Origin of the sequence: Polaribacter sp. Z014 (assembly GCF_023555435.1) — a bacterium.
Classification (GTDB): domain Bacteria; phylum Bacteroidota; class Bacteroidia; order Flavobacteriales; family Flavobacteriaceae; genus Polaribacter.
In genome coordinates, this window is sequence record NZ_JALCZP010000002.1 from 200,525 (window position 1) to 223,322 (window position 22,798).

Annotated in this window: 17 protein-coding genes; 15 read left to right on the forward strand and 2 right to left on the reverse strand. The window is 30.7% G+C overall.

All coding sequences use genetic code 11. The features are described from left to right. Nucleotides 1–16 precede the first annotated feature (16 nt). Nucleotides 17–3,064, reverse strand: coding sequence for a SusC/RagA family TonB-linked outer membrane protein (locus MPF19_RS04190; protein ID WP_249986916.1), 3,048 nt, complete (start codon nt 3,062–3,064; stop codon nt 17–19). Between the two features lie 335 nt (nt 3,065–3,399). On the opposite strand from MPF19_RS04190, the gene MPF19_RS19465 reads away from it, so the two are divergent. Further along, nucleotides 3,400–3,582: a LytTR family transcriptional regulator DNA-binding domain-containing protein gene (locus MPF19_RS19465; RefSeq protein ID WP_502924994.1), complete on the forward strand. Its 183-nt coding sequence runs from the start codon at nt 3,400–3,402 to the stop codon at nt 3,580–3,582. Nucleotides 3,583–3,680: 98 nt separating this feature from the next. On the opposite strand, the gene MPF19_RS04195 is transcribed toward MPF19_RS19465, so the two are convergent. Beyond that, nucleotides 3,681–4,046, reverse strand: coding sequence for a YchJ family protein (locus tag MPF19_RS04195; protein WP_249986917.1), 366 nt, complete (start codon nt 4,044–4,046; stop codon nt 3,681–3,683). Nucleotides 4,047–4,623: 577 nt separating this feature from the next. Between MPF19_RS04195 and MPF19_RS04200 the strand changes: the two genes are divergently transcribed. From MPF19_RS04200 to MPF19_RS04265, 14 genes are all read left to right on the forward strand, one after another. Next, entirely contained in the window at nt 4,624–4,791 is a 168-nt protein-coding gene (locus tag MPF19_RS04200; protein ID WP_249986918.1) for a Lacal_2735 family protein, read from the forward strand. 15 nt (nt 4,792–4,806) lie between these two features. Beyond that, nucleotides 4,807–5,208, forward strand: coding sequence for a DUF2452 domain-containing protein (locus MPF19_RS04205; RefSeq protein WP_249987095.1), 402 nt, complete (start codon nt 4,807–4,809; stop codon nt 5,206–5,208). Between the two features lies 1 nt (nt 5,209). Then, complete coding sequence (locus MPF19_RS04210) at nt 5,210–5,500, forward strand: TIGR03643 family protein (RefSeq protein WP_203393049.1); 291 nt, start codon at nt 5,210–5,212, stop codon at nt 5,498–5,500. Between the two features lie 103 nt (nt 5,501–5,603). Then, nucleotides 5,604–7,061, forward strand: a complete 1,458-nt coding sequence (locus MPF19_RS04215) for a cryptochrome/deoxyribodipyrimidine photo-lyase family protein (RefSeq protein WP_249986919.1) — start codon at nt 5,604–5,606, stop codon at nt 7,059–7,061. After that, a complete protein-coding gene (locus MPF19_RS04220; RefSeq protein WP_203393153.1) occupies nt 7,061–7,687 on the forward strand; it encodes a flavin reductase family protein in 627 nt (208 codons plus the stop codon). Before MPF19_RS04215 ends, MPF19_RS04220 begins: the two co-directional genes overlap by 1 nt. 2 nt (nt 7,688–7,689) lie before the next feature. Continuing rightward, a complete protein-coding gene (locus tag MPF19_RS04225) occupies nt 7,690–7,818 on the forward strand; it encodes a DUF2256 domain-containing protein (protein ID WP_203393047.1) in 129 nt (42 codons plus the stop codon). Continuing rightward, a complete protein-coding gene (locus MPF19_RS04230; protein WP_249986920.1) occupies nt 7,815–9,296 on the forward strand; it encodes a cryptochrome/photolyase family protein in 1,482 nt (493 codons plus the stop codon). The genes MPF19_RS04225 and MPF19_RS04230 overlap by 4 nt, the downstream gene beginning before the upstream one ends. Before the next feature lie 10 nt (nt 9,297–9,306). After that, on the forward strand, nt 9,307–9,795 hold the full coding sequence (locus tag MPF19_RS04235; protein ID WP_249986921.1) for a CIA30 family protein: 489 nt from the start codon (nt 9,307–9,309) through the stop codon (nt 9,793–9,795). A gap of 390 nt (nt 9,796–10,185) precedes the next feature. Further along, on the forward strand, nt 10,186–12,975 hold the full coding sequence (locus MPF19_RS04240; RefSeq protein WP_249986922.1) for a helix-turn-helix and ligand-binding sensor domain-containing protein: 2,790 nt from the start codon (nt 10,186–10,188) through the stop codon (nt 12,973–12,975). A 222-nt stretch (nt 12,976–13,197) separates the two neighbouring features. Continuing rightward, the gene (locus MPF19_RS04245; protein ID WP_249986923.1) at nt 13,198–16,200 is read left to right on the forward strand and encodes a SusC/RagA family TonB-linked outer membrane protein; all 3,003 of its coding nucleotides are present in this window, start codon (nt 13,198–13,200) and stop codon (nt 16,198–16,200) included. A 10-nt stretch (nt 16,201–16,210) separates the two neighbouring features. Next, a complete protein-coding gene (locus MPF19_RS04250; RefSeq protein WP_249986924.1) occupies nt 16,211–17,695 on the forward strand; it encodes a RagB/SusD family nutrient uptake outer membrane protein in 1,485 nt (494 codons plus the stop codon). A gap of 5 nt (nt 17,696–17,700) precedes the next feature. After that, complete coding sequence (locus MPF19_RS04255; RefSeq protein WP_249986925.1) at nt 17,701–19,722, forward strand: PKD domain protein; 2,022 nt, start codon at nt 17,701–17,703, stop codon at nt 19,720–19,722. Between the two features lie 10 nt (nt 19,723–19,732). Continuing rightward, nucleotides 19,733–21,412, forward strand: coding sequence for a family 16 glycosylhydrolase (locus MPF19_RS04260; RefSeq protein WP_249986926.1), 1,680 nt, complete (start codon nt 19,733–19,735; stop codon nt 21,410–21,412). Between the two features lie 106 nt (nt 21,413–21,518). Continuing rightward, nucleotides 21,519–22,781 carry a glycoside hydrolase family 2 protein gene (locus MPF19_RS04265; protein WP_249986927.1) on the forward strand — a complete coding sequence of 421 codons (1,263 nt, stop codon included), beginning with the start codon at nt 21,519–21,521 and terminating at the stop codon, nt 22,779–22,781. Nucleotides 22,782–22,798 lie beyond the last annotated feature (17 nt).

Below are 22,798 nucleotides of genomic sequence, written 5' to 3' on the forward strand. Positions count from 1 at the left end.
ATTATATGTTTTTTGATTAAAAGTCTAGTTGAATACCCATTTTATATTGAGAACTAACAGGATAATTACCTTTGTCAATTCCTTTGGTACTTAAACCGTTATTACCAACTTCAGGATCAAATCCTGTATATTTAGTAAAAGTAAGTGGGTTTTGAGCAGTAATGTAAATACGTAATTTATTAATTTTGGCTTTTTTTAAAAAACTATTTGTTATTGTGTATCCTAGATTAACATTTCTTAATCTTATAAAAGAACCATCTTCAAGCCAATAATCTGTATAACCTCTATAATTATAGTGATCTCGACCTCTATTTGTTGGAATATTAGAACTAGTATTTTGTGGAGTCCATTGATAAACTAAATCTTTATTGGTTGCATATTTATAGGTAAAAGCTTTATTACCATTTAAAATTTCAGCTCCTTGAGAAGTGTACCATTGCATATAAAAATCGAAATTCTTATATTCTAAAGAGAAATTTAGTCCCATTTCAAAAGAAGGTGTTCCACTACCATAATTAACTCTATCATCGTTTGTTATTACTCCATCTCCAGCATCAAGAATACCATCGCCATCAGTGTCAACAGTTAAAGCGTCAATATATTTTAAATCTCCTAAGTTAGCACCAGGGAAAAGATTTTTATATTCGTTTAACTCTTCTTCTGTTTTTATGATTCCATCTGTAGGAATTAAGAAAAATGAACCAGCGGTATATCCTTCTGCCAAAACGGATACTAAATCTTCACTATTAGAGTTTACAACTTTACTTCCTTCAAGGTAGGCAATTTTGTTAGCTCCACTCATTTTTGTAACAATATTTTCATTATGAGAGTAGTTTATTCCAGCACTCCAAGTAAGGTCTCCTTTATGTCTATAGTTTAAAGCAAATTCAAGACCTGTGTTTTCCATATCTCCAACATTTAGAATAACAGTTTTATTAAGACCAGCTCCTGTTGTTGGTGGTAATAATAAAGGGAATAACATATCTTCTTTCTTCGTTTTATAAAAATCTCCACTAAATTTTAATCTATTTTTAAGGAATCCAAAATCAAAACCAATGTTAGTCTGTTTAGAAGTTTCCCATTTTATATTTTTATTTGCAAATGCTGTTTGTGTTGCACCTAAAGCTAAATTGTCATTTTCTTCTGCTCCAAAAACATAATCTTGAGATAACGTAATAGTTGCAGCATTACTGTAATCAAGGAAGCCTTGGTTACCAGTAGTACCATAACTACCTCTAAGTTTTAAAGAATTTACGACGTCTTTTATAGGGCTGAAAAAATTTTCATCAGAAACATTCCATCCTGCAGATGCCGATGGAAATATACCCCAGCGATTTTCTTCTGAAAATCTTGAAGAACCATCTCTACGTACACTAGCACTAAACAGATATTTACCTTTGTAATTGTATTGTAAACGGCCTAACATACCAATCAAGGAAGTTGTTTTATCTTGTCCCCATCCTGTACCAGAACCAGCTGCGGGATCTAAAGTAGCTCCATTTAATACCGTAATATCATTACTTAATAAATCGAATTTTTGAGCATAAAAAGATGTAAATGTATATTTTTCAGAAGAATATAAAAGCAATGCCTTTATTTGATGATCTCCGAATTTTTTATTGAAATCTAATGAGTTATCCCACGTTTTTTTAGTAGCACTACTACTGTAGTTATAAGTACCTGACCTTGTAGATGTTGGTATAACGTTTCCATCTCCGTCATAAGCTTTAAATAATGGATTTATTCTAACACGTTTGTCATTTCCATATTCTATACCTGCTCTAGATGTGAATTTTAAATAATCATTAATTTTATATTCAGCATTGATATTTCCATTAAATTGATTTCCGTCACGGACATCTGTTTGTTGAAATTTTTGAGCTAAATTACTTCTATTTAAAGCCTCAACACTGTTTCCTGGTCCTGAGGTTTCAATTGTTTCTTGGTTGGGGTCAATTTTGTCTTGGTAAGGGTGAAATTTATAGGCATCTAAAATTAAATTATATGCTGCATATTCTTGGTTTTCGATTCTGAACCCCAATCCTGTATTTACTTTCCAGTTACCTTTGTTAAATTGAGTGTTTGCTCTTAAATTAAAACGGTCATAACCTGAGTTAATAATCATACCGTCTTGACTAAATAAGTTTCCAACGACGTTATAAGATAAACCCTTTTTACCACCAGATATACTTAAACTATAATTTTCAATAGTAGCATTGTCATTTTCTACAATATCTCTTAAATCTGAGTTATTTGTCAATTGTTGAGGGTTATATTCAATTGGTGTCCAGCTATTTCCATATGTAGTTCCGTTTAAAGTGTTTTTGGAAAGAAATGTTACATATAAATCTTCTTCAACATTTACTAAGTTTGTCCCAGAAGTAATATTTTGGATTCCACGATATCCATCAACAGAAATCTTCATTTGTCCAATTTTTCCTTTTTTTGTTGTAATTAAAATTACCCCACCAGAACCACGAGTACCATAAATTGCAGAAGAGGCAGCATCCTTTAAGATATCAATCGATTCAATTTCACTCATACTTAATTTGGGATCACTACTATATGGTATACCATCAACAACATAAAGAGGAGAACTATTACCGGTTACAGAACTTAAACCACGAATAAGTATGTTTGAATCGGAACCTGGTGCTCCAGAACTAGCAGTAACATTTACACCTGCAATTTGTCCTTGTAAAGTAGCTCCTAAATCTTGAGAGGCCATTTTTCCAATTTCTTCAGAACTAATTTGAGCAACAGCTCCTGTAACTTCTTTTTTCTTTTGAGTACCATAGCCAACTACAACTATTTCATCTAAAGAATCAACATCAGATTTTAAAATAACATTAATTGTTGTCTTAGTTCCTACTTTAATTTCTTTAATGGCAAACCCAAGGTAGCTAAAAAGCAATACACTGTTAGGTGTTGCCCTAATTTTAAAATTACCATCAAAATCTGTTACCGTACCGTTAGTGGTTCCTTTAACAAGAACACTAACACCTGGTAGGAGTTGTCCATCTCCAGTAACAACTCCTTTTATAGAAGTTGTTTGAGCTTGCATTGTACTTAAGCTAAAAATTAACAGACATGTTAAATAATAAACTTTGAGTTTCCAATTGCCAAGTAAATTGAATTTCATATTATTTTGTTTTAAATTTATTATACAAATGTTCATATATTTAAGGCTTTTAAGGGTAACAAATGTTTTTTTTGTTAAGCCATATGTAAATAAATATGTAAATAAAATTAATATTTGATTTAATTAAGTTTACTTTAAATTTATTGTGATTATTTTACTTAGAAATAGTTGAATTACCATAATAATTACAATAGAGTTAAAGACGATGATAAAAAATCCTTAACTTATTTTAGAAAAGCCATAGAAAATAATGAAAAATCAAAAAGTACTATGAAGATCTTTTAGGTAATAATTTTGTTAGATGTCATCAATCGCATTTAATAAACAAAAATCATATTGCATCTACTTATAAAAAGGAATATTTTTTGATGATTAATAACGATAAAGTAACGATCTCATCACGTAAAAGACAAGAAGTTTTTCAGTATTTAAACCTTTAATTATAGAGCCTCTAAATTAGAAAAGACAAACGCTTTTTTAATGGTAATTTCTATGTAAACTATAGATATATGAGGTGAATAACTTCATATTATATTTTTTATAAAGCACTTTTATAGACCCAATAATTATTTTGTTTTACAAAAAAGGAATTTTCATGTATTACATTTAAAGATTCATTTTCGTAAAAAAAAGCTTTAAACTCGACCGTGTTTTCTGTGGATTTTAAAACATCTAATTTTACCCATTCTATAGATTTTGTCCAAGCTAATATTTCTTTTTTTTCAGAATTTGATGGTCTTGTTTTACTATGATGACTTTTTAGTAAATAGTCAATATTAGCCATCACAAATGCACTATACCTAGAACGCATTAATTCTTCTGGAGTAGTTACACTTTTAATATTAATGTGGGCTTTCTGACAACAATCAGCATATAATTTTGAAGGATTACAAGGACATTTCATTTTTTGCTTAATAATATGATTTAAAAATAACGAACTGATAATTAGTGTTTGAATTATCAATACAATAGGTGATATTTACGTATTCTATTGGGTTTGTGGCTATTTTATTAAAGTAGTACACATTTCTATTCTTTTAGCTATAGTTAAGTGAATAAATGTACAAATATTTTTTAAGTTGACTCTAGTTATTCTAATCTTACTCTTGGTAGTTTCTTATATTTTATTAAGAATCTTCAAAACCTATTCCGCTCCCGACATCGACTAAGCTGCACCTCGCTATTTTTTTAGAAACTCTATAAAATTAATAAATTTCTTTTTAGATAGGTGACTTATTAAGACTGGTTTAATTAAAATATTTAACTTTATATGGTTTCGGAAATATCAATTAAATACTTTGATTGATAAACTGTGAGATTATATGAACTTTAAACTTTATTAGATAATCACTTTACTAATTACTGTGATAAAACGAATATAAAAGCATCGGTTTTTATATATCTAAATTACTTTAGAAATAGTTTTGTTTAACTAAATATAGAATATGTTAAACATTTTGTATCTTTACAAAAAAATAAAGATGTTCGGAATATTTAAAAAGAAATCAGCAAAGGAAAAATTACAGAATAAATATGAGAAATTGTTAAAACAAGCGCATTCATTATCTACTGTAGATAGAAAAAAGAGCGATGGTAAAATAGTTGAAGCAGAAGAAATCATGAAGCAACTTGAAAAATTAAATGTTTAGATTTCTTTAAGAATGATGAAAGAAGATAAAAAACCAGATAATGTAGTTTTTAATACAGAAACGCAAAAATATGATGCTTCGCTAAAGCCATACGCAACTTCTGTTAGTGCTCCGGTAATAACAACTTCTGATAGTATAGCTTGGAAAAACAGAAGCATTAATAAGGTGAATCATAAAATGAAATCGAAGTATTTAGAACTAAAAGCTGAATATGAAAATATGATGAAGGAGTATGAGTATAATAAAATGATTTTTGATGCAGAATTTACTTTTGAACCTATTCTTGGAGAAATATATCATTTGTACAAAAGAGATAACGAAAAAACTTTTTTATCAATTATAGCTCCAAATGAATGTCGTTTTAATTCTTTAGGAAGTTTTTATTTAAATGCCGATCAAATTTGGCAAAAGGTATAATATGAAATTAGATACAAAACAATTTACAGAAAGGGAGTTAGACCGTATTATAGAAATGGCTTGGGAAGATAGAACTCCTTTTGAAGCGATTGAATTTCAATTTGGCTTACCAGAAAAGCAAGTGATATTGGTAATGCGAGGTAATTTAAAAGAATCTAGTTTTAAGCGTTGGCGTAAACGAGTGCATAGTGGTGTTAGTCAAAAACACTTAAAAAAACGCAATCCAGATATTACACGTTTTAAATGTTCTCGTCAAAAAGCAATTTCGGGGAATAGAATAAGTAAACGTTAATAAGAAGTTGATAGCAAAGTCTTTAATTCCTATATTTTTTAAGGCTAAAAATAATATCTAAAAAACTCGTGTTTTATATCGAGTTAATTTACTTAAATATCTATTGAAAAAACAACTTATAAATATTGTTTGGTTAAAACGAGATATTCGTTCACAAGATCACGAAGCTTTGCATAAAGCTGAGCAATCTGGTATTCCGTACAAAATAATTTATGTGTTTGAACCTTCAATTATTGAATACCCAGATACCAGTCCAAGACATTTAAAGTTTATCTATAATTCTATTCAATCCTTAAATAATAGTCTAAAACCTTTTAACAGAAACGTAAGTGTATTTTATGTAGAAGCGCTGGAGGTGTATCATTATTTGAATGAAGAATTTAATGTACAAAATGTTTTTAGCTATCAAGAAAGTGGAATTCAAATTACTTGGCAACGAGATAAAATAATGAATTCATTTTTCAAGAAAAATAAAATAGTTTGGCAAGAGTTTCAACGTGACGGTATTTTACGAGGTATTAAAAATAGAGATAATTGGAATAAGCAATGGCATATAACCATGCATACTCAGGTAATTCAAAATACCTATTCAATCTCTAAAGAAGCAACGCTGAAACATCCTTTTTTGTTACCTGAAGCATTAGAAACAACATGGAAAGAATATCCAAAACAATTTCAACCCGCAGGAGAGCAAAATGCTTGGCGTTATTTAAAATCATTTGCAGCAGAAAGAGGCAAAAATTATCAAAATCATATTTCAAAACCTACAGAAAGTAGAGTAGGATGTAGCAGATTGTCACCATATTTAGCTTGGGGAAACATTACAATAAAGCAAGCTTTTCAGTTTGTAGGGACACATCCTAATGGAACAAAAAACGATAAAGCATTTTCTGCAATGTTAACACGTTTGCATTGGCATTGTCATTTTATTCAAAAATTTGAGGTAGAATGCAGGTATGAAACGGCTTGTATTAACCAAGGGTATGAGTTATTAGTACATCAAAAAAATGAAACATTTATTAAAGCGTGGAAAACAGGTACGACTGGTTTTCCATTAATTGATGCTTGTATGCGTGCCGTTGAACAAACAGGTTGGATTAATTTTAGAATGAGAGCAATGGTCGTTTCATTTTTAACATTGAATTTAGATCAAGATTGGCGAGATGGAGTGTACCATTTGGCACGACAGTTTTTAGATTACGACCCAGGTATTCATTATCCGCAGTTTCAAATGCAAGCTGGTACTACAGGTATTAATACAGTACGTTTATATAATCCTGTAAAAAATTCTGAAGAACACGATCCAGAAGGTGTTTTTATAAAAAAATGGATTCCAGAATTAGCAAATGTTCCAATAGCATACATCCACGAACCTTGGAAAATGACCAGTATGGAGCAAACTTTTTGCGAAGTTGTTATTGGTGAAGATTACCCGTTGCCAATTGTAGATTTACAAGAAAGTGCCAGATTAGCAAGAGATAAAATTTGGGGACATAAAAAGCATCCTGCTGTGCAAAAAGAAAAGAATAGAATTTTAAATATGCACGTAAATAGAAAATGATGATTTACAATAAAGAAGATATAGAAGGATTTGACCGTGTAACTAAATTAAAAATTATTAATTCGGTAACCGGCATAAAACCAGCAAACCTTATAGGTACCATAAATAATAAAGGGCAAAGTAATTTAGCTATTATTAGTTCTATAGTTCATTTAGGTAGTAGCCCAGCATTGTTAGGTTTTGTTACAAGACCACAAACAGCAGAAGTAGGGCATACGTATGCTAATATCCAAGAAAACGAAGTATATACGATTAATCATATTCATCAAGGTTTTATAAAGAACGCCCATTATACCTCAGGAAAGTTTGATGCAGATATTTCAGAATTTAAGCGCTGTAATCTTACCGAAGAATATATTAAAGATTTTAAGGCGCCTTTTGTAAAAGAAAGTAATTTTAAAATAGGGATGTGTTTTGTAGAAGCTATTGATATAAAACATAACGGAACGAAGTTAGTTATAGGAGAAATAGAACAGCTTATTTTTCCAGATGATGCTATCGTGGATGGTGATATTGATTTAGAAGCTACGGAAAGCATCGGTATTTCTGGTTTAAATAGTTATTATTCCTTAAAAAAGGTAGCGAAGCATCCGTATGTACGAATAGATGAAGTGCCTGAGTTTTAAGAATGAAGAAAGAGCATCTACCCGAAAAAATATGTGTGGTTTGTAAGCGACCATTTACTTGGCGCAAAAAATGGGATAAGAATTGGGAAACGGTAAAATATTGTAGCGAACGCTGTAGAAGAAATAAATGAAAACAATCAACTTAATATTTCCACATCAATTATTTGAAGAATCACCAATTTTTCAAATAGATTCCCCTGTCTATTTAGTAGAAGAATATTTGTTTTTTAGGCAGTATTCTTTTCATAAACAGAAAATAGCTTTCCATAGAGCTACTATGAAACGGTATGCTGATTTTCTTCAGAAAGAAAAAAATGTTGATGTTCATTATATTGAGGCAATAACAGAAATTTCCGATATTAGAGCATTGATTCCTGCTTTGAAGCAAAAAGGAATTGAACATATTAATTATATAGATCCTACGGATAATTGGCTTCAGAAAAGAATAGAAAAAGGATGTTTAGAACAAAATATTAGCACTACAGTTTATAACTCGCCTTTGTTTTTAAATTCGAAAGAAGAATTACAAGTTTTCTTTAGAAAGGATAAAAAGAAATATCATCAAACCACTTTTTATACGGAGCAACGTAAAAAAAGAAATATTCTTTTAGAACCTGATGGGAAACCAACAGGAGGAAAGTGGACTTTTGATGCTGAGAATAGAAAAAAATACCCTTCAAAAAAAACACCTCCATCAATTCAGTTTCCTGATGTTGATGGATATTTTAAAGAGGCGCAAGAATATGTTAATATTAATTTTTCAAAGAATTTAGGAAGTTTGACGGATTATGCTTTATATCCAACAAGTTTTAAAACGAGTAAAGACTGGTTAATTCAATTTTTTGAACAACGTTTTATGGAATTTGGAATGTATGAAGATGCTATCGTTTCTGAAAATTCAATATTAAACCATAGTGTGTTAACGCCAATGCTTAATGTTGGTTTAATAACGCCTAAATATATAATTGATACTTGTTTGGTGTATGCTGAAGAAAATAACGTTCCTATTAATTCTACAGAAGGATTTGTAAGACAAATTATTGGTTGGCGAGAGTTTATAAGAGGTATTTACGAATCGAGAGGAAGTGAAGAACGCACTACTAATTTTTGGAAATTCACGAAGAAGATTCCAAAATCGTTTTACGACGGAACTACAGGTATTTCTCCAATTGATCAAACGATTAAGAAAGTATTAAAAACAGGATATTGTAATCATATAGAACGCCTAATGATATTAGGTAATTTTATGATGTTGTGTGAATTTGATCCAGATGAAGTATATAAGTGGTTTATGGAGCTGTTTATAGATGCTTACGATTGGGTTATGGTAACTAATATTTATGGAATGAGTCAGTTTGCAGATGGTGGTTTAATGGCTACGAAACCTTATATTAGTGGTAGTAATTATCTAATGAAAATGAGCAACTATAAAAAGGGAGATTGGCAAGCCACTTGGGATGGTCTTTTTTGGCGATTTATGGATACACATCGTGATTTCTTTTTGTCGAATCCAAGATTAGGAATGTTGGTTAGAATGTTTGATAAAATGCCTGATGAAAAGAAAGAAAATCATATAAAAAACGGAGAAGTATATTTATTAAAGCTTTAAAACAAAAGATATGGAATCGTTAGTTGTTTTTAATTTAGAAAAGAACAGTCCAGATAATTGGAAAATTATTAATGATGCTGTTATGGGAGGGAATTCCTTAGGTAGTTACTTTTTTAATGAAAAAGGAAATTGTGTTTTTGAAGGAAATGTATCCTTAGAAAATAACGGAGGTTTTTCTTTGTTGAGGTGTCGTTTTGATGCGGTAAAAACTCAAAAGTATTCTAAAATTATTATAAAAGTTAAAGGAGACGGAAAGCGGTATCAATTTAGATTAAGAAGCAGGTTTTCTGATGATCATGTTTATATTTCTTTTTTTGAAACGTCTAATGAATGGGAAGATATTGAAATATTATTATCAGATATGTATCCTACATTTAGAGGTAATAAATTACAAAAGCCAAATTATGCTAAAGAAAGTCTTGAAGAAATAGCTTTTTTAATTGGAAATAAAAGAGCAGAAGGTTTTAAATTAGAGATAGACAGTATTATTCTAACTTAAATAAGTTTTAAGAGAACAAGTATTGCAACTATTTTATCAAGCATTTCACAATGATTATCTAAGTATTTTTTAAATTCATCATACTTTTGCAGATAACTAATTTCTTTTGTATAATTCTCATTAAGGTATCTTCTATACAACTGTATAAAAATTCTGCTTGTTTTGTAGTTTTAAAATAATGATAAAAGTCAATGGTATTATTTGTGGTTTTAAAGTTATGAATTTCCGCTTATTTCCATGTTATTAAGTTGTTTATGCTCTAAGAAAAAGTTTAATTCTATTAATTACAAACGTTGTTTAACCTATACAAAAACCATACAAGTAATAGTTTTTATCTTAGTTTTGTGATATTTAACGTAAATTGGTAACTCAACATTGAGTTACCAATTTATGTATAGAGTCCTTTTTTTATTTCTTTTTATTTCTTTTTCAAGTATTGCTCAAGAATTACCACCAATTAATACTTATACAGCTAAAGATTATAAAGCTGAAAACCAAAATTGGGCAATATCACAATCTGATAATAAATTTATTTATATAGCCAATAATAAAGGTTTATTAGAGTTTAATGGTGCAATTTGGCAATTGTACCCAACACCTAATGAAACCATAATGAGGTCTGTAAAAGTTTTAGGAGATAAAATTTATACAGGATTTTTTATGGATTTTGGTTTTTGGCAAAAAAACGATTTTGGAGAGTTAGTATTTAGTTCTATTGTAAAGAAGCAAAATATCCAAATGCTAGAAGATGAGCAGATTTGGAATATTTTAGAGGTTGATGGTTGGGTGCTTTTTAAATCTTTAGAAAGAATATATCTCTACAATTTAGAAACAAATGAAGTTAAAATCATAAACTCAGAGTTTAGGATTCATAAACTATCAAAAGTAAGTGGTGTTATTTATTTTCAAGAAGGAAATAAAGGTGTCTTTAAAATTGAAAATGGTGTTCCTAAGTTAATTTCTGATCATCAAATTTTAAAAGAAAATGTTATTGTAGAAATCTTCAAAAAAGATGGTAAATTACTGTTTCTAACCCAAAAAAATGGCTTTTTCTATTTAAAAGGTAACGAATTTTCAAAATGGGAAACTCCATCAGAATCAATTTTAAAAAACGTAACAGTTTATAGCGCAAAATTATTGAAAAATAATGATTATGCTTTAGGTACTATTTCTGATGGTTTTATATATTTAAACAGTAATGGATCAGTTAATTATCAAATTACACAAGGTTCTGGTTTAAGTAACAATACACTTTTATCTGTTTTTGAGGATATAGACAGTAATATTTGGTTGGGCTTAGATAATGGAATTAACTGTATTAATAGTAATTCTCCTTTTAGAATATATAATAAGAAAAGCGATTTTATAGGTACTGTATATTCATCTATAGTTTTTGAAGGCAATTTATACTTAGGTACAAACCAAGGTTTATTTTATAGAAATAAGGAGTCTAAAGACAATTTTAAACTTATAGATAATACACAAGGACAAGTTTGGAGTTTAGATATTATTGATAATTCACTTTTTTGTGGACATGATTCTGGGACTTTTTTGATTGAAAAAAATAAATCGAAACTTATATTTAATAAACAAGGTACTTGGAGGTTAAAGAAAATTGATAAGGATAAAATTATTCAAGGTTGTTATGATGGATTGTATATACTTGAAAAAAAGAATAATAATTGGAGTTTAAGAAATAAAGTAGCTGGTTTTAATAACTCTAGTAAGTATTTTGTTAACTATGATTCAAACAAATTTTTTGTGAATCATGAATATAAAGGAGTTTTTAAACTAACCCTAGATAAAGATTATAAAAAAGTAATAGCTATAAATAAAGAGAAATCACTTACTAAAGGACTTCATTCTTGTTTAATTTCTTATCAAGATAAAATTTTGTATTCAAGTAAAAAAGGTGTTTTTTTATATGATAAAAGCAACGATATTTTTAAAAGAGATAATATTTATAGTCAATTGATTTCTGAAGACAACTTTATTTCAGGAGAATTGGCTTTCAGTAAATCAAATAATATACTTTGGTCTTTTTCTAAAGAAAATATTAAATATCTAATACCTGGAAAATTAAGTGACAAGCCAACAGTAAAAAACATCCCGGTTTCTATTTCTATGCCAAGAGCTACTTATGGTTATGAAAATATTATACATCTCGAAAATGAAAAATATCTTATCGGTACTTCTAATGGTTATGTTACCGTTGATTTAAATAATTTAAACAAACCAGTAGGTTTTGGCATTCAAATTAATAAAATAAATAGTTTTATTTTGGATAAACCCAAATCTAAGGTGAATTTATCTTTAAAAAAAGAGTTTTCATCTAATGAAAATAACTTAGAATTCTTTTATAGTGTTCCAAATTATAATAAAATAACAAATATAAAATATCAGTATCGTTTATTAGGTAAAAGTAAGTTGTGGAGTATTCCTACTGATTCTAAATCGGTTTTATTTGAAAACATTTCTTATGGTAGTTATACATTTAAAGTTAGGGCCATTGTTGGGGGAGAATTAAGTATAAATGAGGCGACTTTTAGTTTTATAATTAAAAGACCTTGGTATGTGTCTAATGCTTTTATTGCTCTTTACGTTTTACTATCATTACTAGCGTTTTATTTGGTGCATATTGCTTCAAAAAGATATTATAAAAAGCAAAGAGAAGAATTATTAGAGAAAGCTCAAAAAGAATCAGAGTTAAAAGAGTTAGAAAGTTCACAACAGATCATAAAGTTAAATAACGATAAATTAAGAAGTGATATAGATAGTAAAAATAGGGAATTAGCTACTTCTACAATGAATATAATTAAGAAGAATGATTTTTTGAATACTATAAAAATAGAATTGATTAATGGTGATGAGAAGAATATTTCTAAAGTTGTTAAGATTATTGATAAAAACTTAAACAATACAGATGATTGGAAAATGTTTCAAGAGGCATTTAACAATGCCGATAAAAACTTTCTAAAGAAAGTAAAGGACAAGCATCCTAGTTTAACTCCAAATGATCTAAGGCTCTGTTCTTATTTAAGGTTAAACTTATCTTCTAAAGAAATAGCACCGCTTTTAAATATTTCTCCAAGAAGTGTAGAGGTTAAAAGATATAGATTAAGAAAAAAGATGGAATTACCTCATGATTCTAACTTAACAAATTACATCTTAGAAATTTAAAGACCAAACAACTCTATTTTTAACCCAAACATTACCCATACAAGGTTAATTTATACTCTTTATAAGGTAATTTACAACATGTTTGTAATCCCTTGTCTTTATTGGTAATATGCTGCTTTTATAAACTTTTTTTTACGATGTATGTTTTTTGTAGTGGTTAATTTTGTGAATTAGCTAATAATTAACAATAATTTTATTGTCAAATAATAAATAGCTGAATTCATGAGAAAAAAAATCACATTATTACTCCTTCTACTAGTAGGTTTTTGTGCAACTGCACAAACTATTAATGTAAAAGGGGTTGTTAAAGATGCTAAAACGGGTGATCCATTGCCGGGAGTAAGTATATTAATTAAAGGAACAACTGTTGGTATTCAAACTGATTTTGATGGACTTTATAGTCTTTCTAAAGTAAAAAAAGGAACAACTCTTATCTTTAATTATTTGGGATATGGCCCAAAAGAAGTAACCGTTAATCAACAAACTATAAATGTAGGTTTAGAAGAATTAGCAGAGTCTTTAGATGAGATTGTTGTGGTTGGTTATGGTAAACAAAAGAGAAAGGATGTTACCGGTTCTGTATCTATTGTAGGTGAAAAAACTTTAGAAGCTTTAAAACCTATTGATGCTACAAGTGCATTACAAGGTACAACTTCTGGTGTAGCTGTAAACCTTTCTTCTGGAGCACCTGGTGCAAAAGTTAATATTTTAATTAGAGGGGTTAGTTCTAACACCAACAATCAACCATTAACAATTGTAGATGGCTATGAAGGTGATTTAAATAGTATCAACCCAAACGATATTGAATCTATAACCGTATTAAAAGATGCGCAGGCAGCTATTTATGGTATAAAAGGAGCAAACGGTGTTGTTTTGGTAACTACTAAAATTGGTAAGAAAAATAAACAAGCAACGGTAAAATATGATACTTATGCTGCTTTTCAACAAACTACTAAAAAGTTAGATTATTTAAATGCCACTGAATACGCTTTGGTTTTAAATGAAGCATATGCAGCAAGTGGACAAACAACACCTTTTAGTAATGTGAGTGAATTAGGTACTGGAACTAATTGGCAAGATGAACTTTTTAATGATGCAATGTTAATAAATCATAATATTAGTTTATCGGGAGGTGGAGAAGATTATAGATATTTTGTAAGTGCATCTCGTACAGAACAAGATGGTATTATTGCCAAAGAAAAATCTAATTTTATTAGAAATAATATTAAATTAAATATAGGTGTTGATATTAGTGAAAAACTTAATTTTTCTGTAATAGCTAACTATTTTACAAGTGCTTCAGAAGGATTTACAAGTTCACTTTTATTTAATGGTTTAAATTATGCTCCAAGTTATGGTTTAAATGAAGATGATACCAATAATTTTTTAGGGATTGAAGTTGTAAACCCTTTAACTTTATTAGAAAACACTTATGGAGAAACTAATGGTAATGGGCTTGAAGGGAACTTTAAGTTAGAATATAAACCAATTGAAGGTTTAAATGTAGTATCTCGTGTTGGTTATAAAATTTATAACGAAAAACAACGTTCTTTTACTCCAATTCAAAATTACGGAGCTAGTAAAGTGTATAATAAAACTCAAAGTTCTGTATATCAATATAAAACAACTTCAACAAGAGTTCTTTGGGAAACATTTGCCACTTATCAAAAAACATTTTCAGAAAACCACAATACTACCTTTACGTTAGGTACAAGTGTACAGAATGATTTGTTTGATGGTATTTATACTACTGGTTTTGATGTACCAAATAATTCTTATGAATTTGCAGACATTAGTTTAACAAATTCGCAAAGTGAACAAAGAAGTTTAAATACAGGGAATGGAGATATTAGGTTAACCTCTTTTTTTGGTAGAGCCCAGTATGATTATAAAGGGAAATATTTATTTTCTGGATTAATTAGAAGAGACGGTGCTTCTGTTTTTGCAGAAGATCAAAGAGTAGATAATTTTTGGTCTGTAACTACAGGTTGGAAAATTTCTGATGAAAACTTCTTAAAAGATAGCAAAACAATTAACTTTTTAAAATTAAGAGCAAGTTACGGTACTTTAGGAAACTTAGTTGGGGATAACTTATACAGATCTTTATTAGATGGTGAAGGTGAGTATGTGTTTAACGGAAGTTTAGTAGATGGTACTGCACAAGGTGCTTTGTCTAATCCTTCAGCAACTTGGGAAACCGCAGAGAAATTAGATATTGGTTTAGATATGAATCTATTTGATGATAAATTGACAATTGTTGCAGATTATTTTGAAGAAACAAGAAAAGATTTATTAATTGAAAACTTTCCAGTTTCTGGTTTATTAGGTTCTGGCGCAGCAGGAGGGGAAAACCCAACAGTAAACGCAGGTACTTCTAAAAATACAGGTGGAGAATTGGCAATTAACTACAAAGCCATTTCTAAAGAAGATTTTTCTTTAAATTTTGGATACAATGTTACCTATGTAAAAAATAAAGTAACAGACGTTTTAGACGACGCTATTGTAGAAGGAGGTGATTTTGGAATCGGTAACCTTCCTATATCAAGAATGGAAGTAGGACAACCAATTGGTTATTTCTTTGGCTTACAAACAGACGGAATTTTCCAAACACAAGCAGAAGTAGATGCACATCCTTCGCAAACAGGGCTAGGAGCAAGTGTTACTTCTCCTGGAGATATCAGATATAAAGATACAAATAACGATGGTGTTATAGACTTTGATGACCGTGTGAACATTGGTAATCCGCAAGCAGATTTCTATATGGGATTCAATATTTCTGCAAAATATAAAAATTGGGATTTTACTTCTTATTTATATGCAGAGCTAGGAAAAGACATGGTTAGAAATTTTGAACGTTTTTTACCAAATGTAAATAAGCCGGCTTATTACTTAGATAGATGGACAGGTGCAGGTACAAGCAACTCCGTACCAAGGTTAACTAACGATGCTACAAACAACAGACTGTTTTCAGATTTCTTTGTAGAAGATGCTTCTTTTTTACGTATGCAAAATATACAAATAGGATACACTTTTGCGCCAGATTTATTAGAAAAAGTAGGGCTGTCTAAATTAAGATTATATACTTCTATCAATAACTTATTTACGCTAACAGACTACACCGGTTACGATCCTTCTATTAATGACGGAGCAATAGGTGCTGGTATCGATTCTGGTAACTATCCTTCTGCTAGACAGTTTTTGTTAGGTTTAAATGTTGAATTTTAAAAAATAAAAGATGAGAAATTACAATCAAATAATAAAATTAGGATTCATCTTTATGGCAAGCTTATTTCTTTTTAGTGCTTGTTCAGATGAATATTTAGATAATTCAAAAGTTTATGCAGAAGATTCTGAATCTTTTTTCAATTCAGAAACTGATTATTATAATGCTTTGGTAGCAGCTTATGATCCTTTACAATCTACATTTAGAAATGTATTAATGGGAGAAATAGCTTCTAACAATACTTTGTGTGGTGGAGAAACAGCTACAGATGTTCCTGGATATCAGCAAATAGATGATATGACGCATACTCCTGTTAACGATCAACTTCAAGACCTTTGGAGTCTTATGTACGGTGGTGTTAATAGAGCTGCTTATATTATTGAGTTTAAAGATAAAACCGACTTTACGGGTAAAAATGTAATTCTTGCGGAAGCTTATTTCTTAAGAGCGTATTATAATTTTGAATTGGTAAAATGGTTTGGAGATATTCCTATTAAAGCAGACGGTCGTTTTGTTTTGGGTGATGAAAAAACAATACCAAGATCGCCAAAAGCAGATGTATATGCTTTAATTGAAGCAGACTTAGAATATGCAATTGCAAACATGACGTATACAGCGCCTCAAGTTGGTAGAGCAACAAAAGGTTCAGCACAAGCATTATTAGGAAAAGTTTATTTATATCAAGATAAATTTGATGAAGCTGCAAGTGTTTTAGAAAGTGTAATTAATAACGGAGGATACGTATTAGAGTCTGACTACAACAAAATTTTTGAATTTGACGGAGAAAACGGTACAGGCGCTGTTTTTGAAGTGCAATATACAGATACACAAGGTGCAAGTTTCGATTGTTTACAGTGTAGTGAAGGTAATGTTGCCGTTGGTTATCAGGGTGTAAGAGGATATGAAGGGAGTTTATTTACTTCAGGATTTAGCTTTAATGTGCCAACTCAAGAAGTGGTGGATCAATTTGAAGATGGAGATAACAGAAAAGAGGTTGCTATTTTAGATATTGATGCATGGGCAGCTTCAACAGGTGCAAAATTTACTACAGGTTATGAGCATACAGGTTATTTTAATAGAAAATATCTTCCTAGAAAAAGAAGTGAAGAAGCAGCAGGAGACTTAAACTTAACAAACCCTAATAATTATAGAGCTATTCGTTTTGCAGATGTTTTATTAATGGCAGCAGAAGCTAATAATAGAAAACCATCAGCAGATGATGCTAAAGCTAAAACGTATTTAAATAGAGTGAGAGAAAGAGCTTTTGGTGATGCAGATCATAATATTGTTACAACTGGTTCTAACTTAACAGCTGCAATTTATAAAGAGCGTAGAGTAGAATTAGTAGGAGAAGGTCATCAATTTTTCGACTTGGTAAGAACAGGTAGAGGGGCTCAAATACCAGGTTTTACAACGGGTAAAAATGAGGTTTTTCCAATTCCGATTGAAGAAATACAATTTTCACAAGGAAATTGGAAACAAAACGATAAATACTAATAATTATGAAGAAATTAAAAATAATATACAAAGCATTAGTAATACTTTTGATTATTAATGCTTGTTCAGAAGAAGATAGAAGTTTAGACTTCTTAGATAATGTAGCACCTCCATCTAATGTTGCTGCTAGTTATAATTTATCGCAAGATAATTCTGGTTTGGTTACTATTTTACCAACTGCGGTTGGGGCAACCTTTTTTGATGTTTATTTTGGAGATGCATCTGCTGAAGAAAAAGGTGTTGAAGCTGGTAAAATGGCTCAACATACATATGCGGAAGGAACGTATAATGTTAAAGTGGTAGCTTATAATACTAAAGGAGACGCAACAGAAGCAACACAAGAATTAGTAGTTTCTTTTAAAGCTCCAGAAAATTTAGAAGTTACTATAGAAAATGATATTGCAATCTCTAAACAATTAAATATTACTGCGAAAGCAGATTTTGCAGCTACTTACGATTTTTATTCAGGAGAAGCAGATGTAGCACAACCAGCAGCATCAGCTAATATTGGAGATGTCATAAATTATCAATACGCTACAGCAGGTACGTATACTGTAAAAGTAATAGCTAAAGGTGGTGCAATTGAAACAACAGAATATAACGGTGAGTTTGAAGTTACTGCTATTTTAGCACCTTTAAAATCAGCAAATACACAACCAGCAAGAGACGCTGCAGATGTTATTTCTATTTTTAGTGATGCCTATACAGATGTTGCAGGTACAGATTTTAACCCGAATTGGAGCCAAACAACTGTTTATACTCCTTTTGAGTTAAATGGTGATGCAATGATTCAGTATAGTAATTTAAACTATCAAGGAATTCAAATTGGTGAAACACAAGATATTTCTGGTATGGAGTTTCTTCATTTAGATGTTTGGACTGCAGATGCTACAGAATTAGATACGTATTTAATTAGTGTTGCAAGCGGAGAGAAAATGATAAAAACAGCATTAACAAAAGATGCTTGGACAACGATTAACATTCCTATTTCAGCATTTACAGAGCAAGGTTTATCAGTAGATGATATTCACCAATTCAAGTTTGAAGGTTCTGGGTCTGTTTTTATAGACAATCTTTATTTTTACAAAGCGAGTTCAGCGCCAGTTGCTGGTGTAACTCCATTAACTTTTGAAACAGATTATGAATTAAGTTCTTTTGATGGTGGATCTGCTTCCGTTATTGCAAATCCAGATACAAATGGAAATTCATCTTCTTCAGTTTTAGAACTTGTAAAAAATGCAGGTCAGCTTTGGGCAGGATCTAAAATTACAATTTCGTCAACATTTGATGTTTCTAATACAACAATTACTGCTAAAGTTTGGTCTCCAAGAGCAGGTTTAGATTTATTGTTAAAATTTGAAGATGCTACTCCATGGCCTAATACTGTGTCTTCAGCAGAAATTACAGCTACTACAACGGTAGCGAATGCTTGGGAAGAGTTAACGTTTGATTTTTCTGGAATAAGTACTAGTGTAGATTTTAATAATCTAGTTTTAATAATGGACAACGGTACGGAAGGAGATGGGTCATCTGATTTTACTATTTATGTAGATGATATTTCTACAAGTCCTGTTTTAGATTTCGAACCAGAGTTTATATTAAGTTCTTTTGATGGTGGTGCAATTTCTGTAATTGCAAATCCAGACACAAACGGAAACGCATCTGCAATGGTTGCTCAACTTGTAAAAAATGCAGGTCAACTTTGGGCAGGATCTAAAATTACAGTTCCTACACCATTTAGTTTTACTGGCGGAACAAGTGTTAAAGTTAAAGTTTGGTCTCCAAGAGCAGGTTTAGATGTATTATTAAAATTTGAAGATGCTACTCCGTGGCCAAATACTGTTGCCTCAGCAGAAATTACAGCAACTACAACCACAGCGAATGCTTGGGAGGAGTTAACGTTTGATTTTTCTGGAATAAGTACTTCTGTAGACTTTACAAACCTGGTTTTAATAATGGATAATGGTACAGAAGGAGATGGTTCTGCTAATTATACTATTTATATAGACGATATATCACAATTTTAAAATAATGATTATGAAAAAACTTAAAAATATTTATATAATCTTATTTTCTTTAATGACAGTTTTTTACGGCTGTCAAGAGAATGAGCACGAATTCGGAGAAATTGTTTCTCCAACAGATATTGTAATTACAGCAGAAGTTGTAGGTGCAGATGCAGACAATCCTTATGGAGACGGAAGTGGTTCTGTAAATTTAATTGCAACAGCTGCCAATGCTTCATCTTTTGTATATTATTTTGATGGAGTTGCACAAGCTTCACCTTCAGGGATCTTAACAAAAAGGTTTTCTAAAGTAGGTGTAAATCTATATACCGTTGTTGTAAAAGCAAATGGTACAGGTGGTGTTTCATCAACAAAAACAATAGATGTAGAAGTTTATAGTTCTTTTTCTGATGTGGAGGCAGAAAACTTTTTAAGTGGTGCAAATGTAGGTGATAGTAAAAAATGGTATTGGCAAGCAGATGTTGCTGTACATGTAGGTATGGGACCAGCTACAGATGACTATGGGAATGGAGAGTTTGCATATGAGGCTTGGTGGAATGGAATTAAGGCTTGGGATGATGAAAAATCTTGTATGTATGATAATGAGTTTGTGTTTACAAGAACTGCAAACGGACTGACTTTTGAGCAAACTGTTGGACCAGCTTTTATACCTGGTACTTATGGAGATTTAATAGGTGTAGATGGAGATCAATGTTATGATGAAACGGTAGCAACGACAATGTTTGGTGTGAAAACAGTTGCTTTCGGACCATCAACATCTAAAGCAGGTATAGAAGGATCTTATAACAACGTACCTTATAGAGGTACAGAATTCGAAATCTCAGATGGAGGTTTTATGGGATGGTATGTAGGTGCTAGCACGTATGATATTATTTCGATTACTAATGATGAGATGATTGTTAGAATTATAGAAAATGCTGCTTCAGGAAGTGGTGCTGCTTGGTATCATAAATTTACATCAACTAAGCCTGTAGAAGGAGCAAGTGCTCCTGATTATACTTACAATAATCTAGTATGGGAAGATGATTTTAACACAGATGGAGCTCCTGATGCTGCAAACTGGACCTATGATTTAGGTGCAGGTGGTTGGGGTAATGGAGAATTACAAACTTATACTGATACAGCAGAAAATGCAAAAGTAGAAGGTGGTTCTTTAATTATTACAGCAAAAGCTGATGGTAGTGGTGGATATACTTCTGCCAGATTAAAATCTCAAGGGTTGTATAAATTCAAATATGGTAGAGTAGAAGTAAAAGCAAAGTTGCCAGCGGCAGCAGGTACTTGGCCAGCAATTTGGATGTTGGGTTCTAACTTTCCAACGGTAGGTTGGCCATTATGTGGAGAAATGGACATTATGGAACAAAAAGGAACCGATAAAAATACTTCTTTAGGAACTTTGCATTGGTTTGATGATGCTAGTTCTTCGAATGCAAGTTATGGTGAAACTACTTCAGTTTCTAATGCTTCTTCAGAATTTCACTTATATACCTTAGAATGGTCGGCAGAGACAGTGAAAATATATGTAGATGACGTTCCTTTTTATGAATTAGCTAACAACGCAGATTTACCTTTTAATGCAGATTTCTTTTTAATTCTTAATGTAGCAATGGGAGGTTCTCTAGGTGGAAATGTAGATGCAACATTTACAGAAGATACTATGGAGATAGATTATGTAAAAGTGTATCAATAATATTTTTGGTTTATTTTAATAAGGTCAGTTTTTTATGGCTGACCTTATTTTTTCTTCCTTCTATTATAATACTAAATTAAAATTTTACACATCTAAATTGATATTTATGAAATACATTTTCTTGCCAATTATTTTGCTTGTTTTTACTTTAAATTCTTGTTCTAAAAAGACGGATAAAGTATTTGTTTTAAAGAATGAACAAGGAATGAAATTAATTGTAAATGGAGAAGATTTTATAATTAATGGAATGAATTGGGATTATTTTCCGATTGGTACAAATTATACATATAGTTTATGGAAGCAACCAGATGCGTTTATAAAAACGGCATTAGAAGCAGAAATGACTATGCTAAAAAATATGGGTGTTAATACAATTCGTGTCTACACAGGGATTCAGCCAAAATGGATTACGTATATCTATGAAAAGTATGGTATTTACACCATGTTAAACCATTCTTTTGGTAGATACGGCGTTTCAATAAGTGGTACTTGGGAACCAGTAACAGATTACAGAAATGTGGATGCACAACAAAGTTTGCTAACAGAAGTTGGTGAAATGGCAGAAACCTATAAAAACACTCCAGGATTATTACTATTTCTTTTAGGAAACGAAAACAACTATGGTCTTTTTTGGGCAGGATCAGAAACAGAAGATTTTCCTGAAGGAGAAACCGAAAAGAAAGAAATAGGAGAGTTAAGGGGAAGAGCAATGTATCGATTAATGAATGATGCGGCTATTAAAATGAAAAAGATAGCTGTAAATAACCCAGTTGCTATTTGTAATGGAGACGATTTATATATAGATATTATCGCAGAAGAATGTAAAGACGTAGATATTTATGGAACAAATATGTATCGAGGAAAATCTTTTGGAAACGCTTTTGAAAGAGTGAATAAAATATTGAATATGCCAATACTTTTTACAGAGTTTGGCGCAGATGCTTTTAACACTATACAACAAAAAGAAGATCAAGAAATGCAAGCCTATTATATGGTAGAAAATTGGAAAGAGATTTATGAAAATGTTTCCGGCTTGGGAAAAGCAGGGAATTCTATTGGAGGTTTTACTTTTCAATTTAGTGATGGCTGGTGGAAATACGGACAGACTAAAGGATTAAATATTCATGACAATCATGCTTCTTGGGCAAATGGTGGTTATGCAATAGATTTTGTAGAAGGAGCTAATAATATGAATGAAGAATGGTTTGGTATCTGTGCAAAAGGACCAACTGATAAAGAAGGGTTTTACTCTTTAACACCAAGGGCAGCTTATTTTGCTTTGCAGAAAGTACACCAATTAAATCCGTATGCAAAAGGGATAACAACAGATTTAATTTCAAAACATTTTGGTGAAATAAAATTTGAATAAGGTTTTAAAAGTTCCTG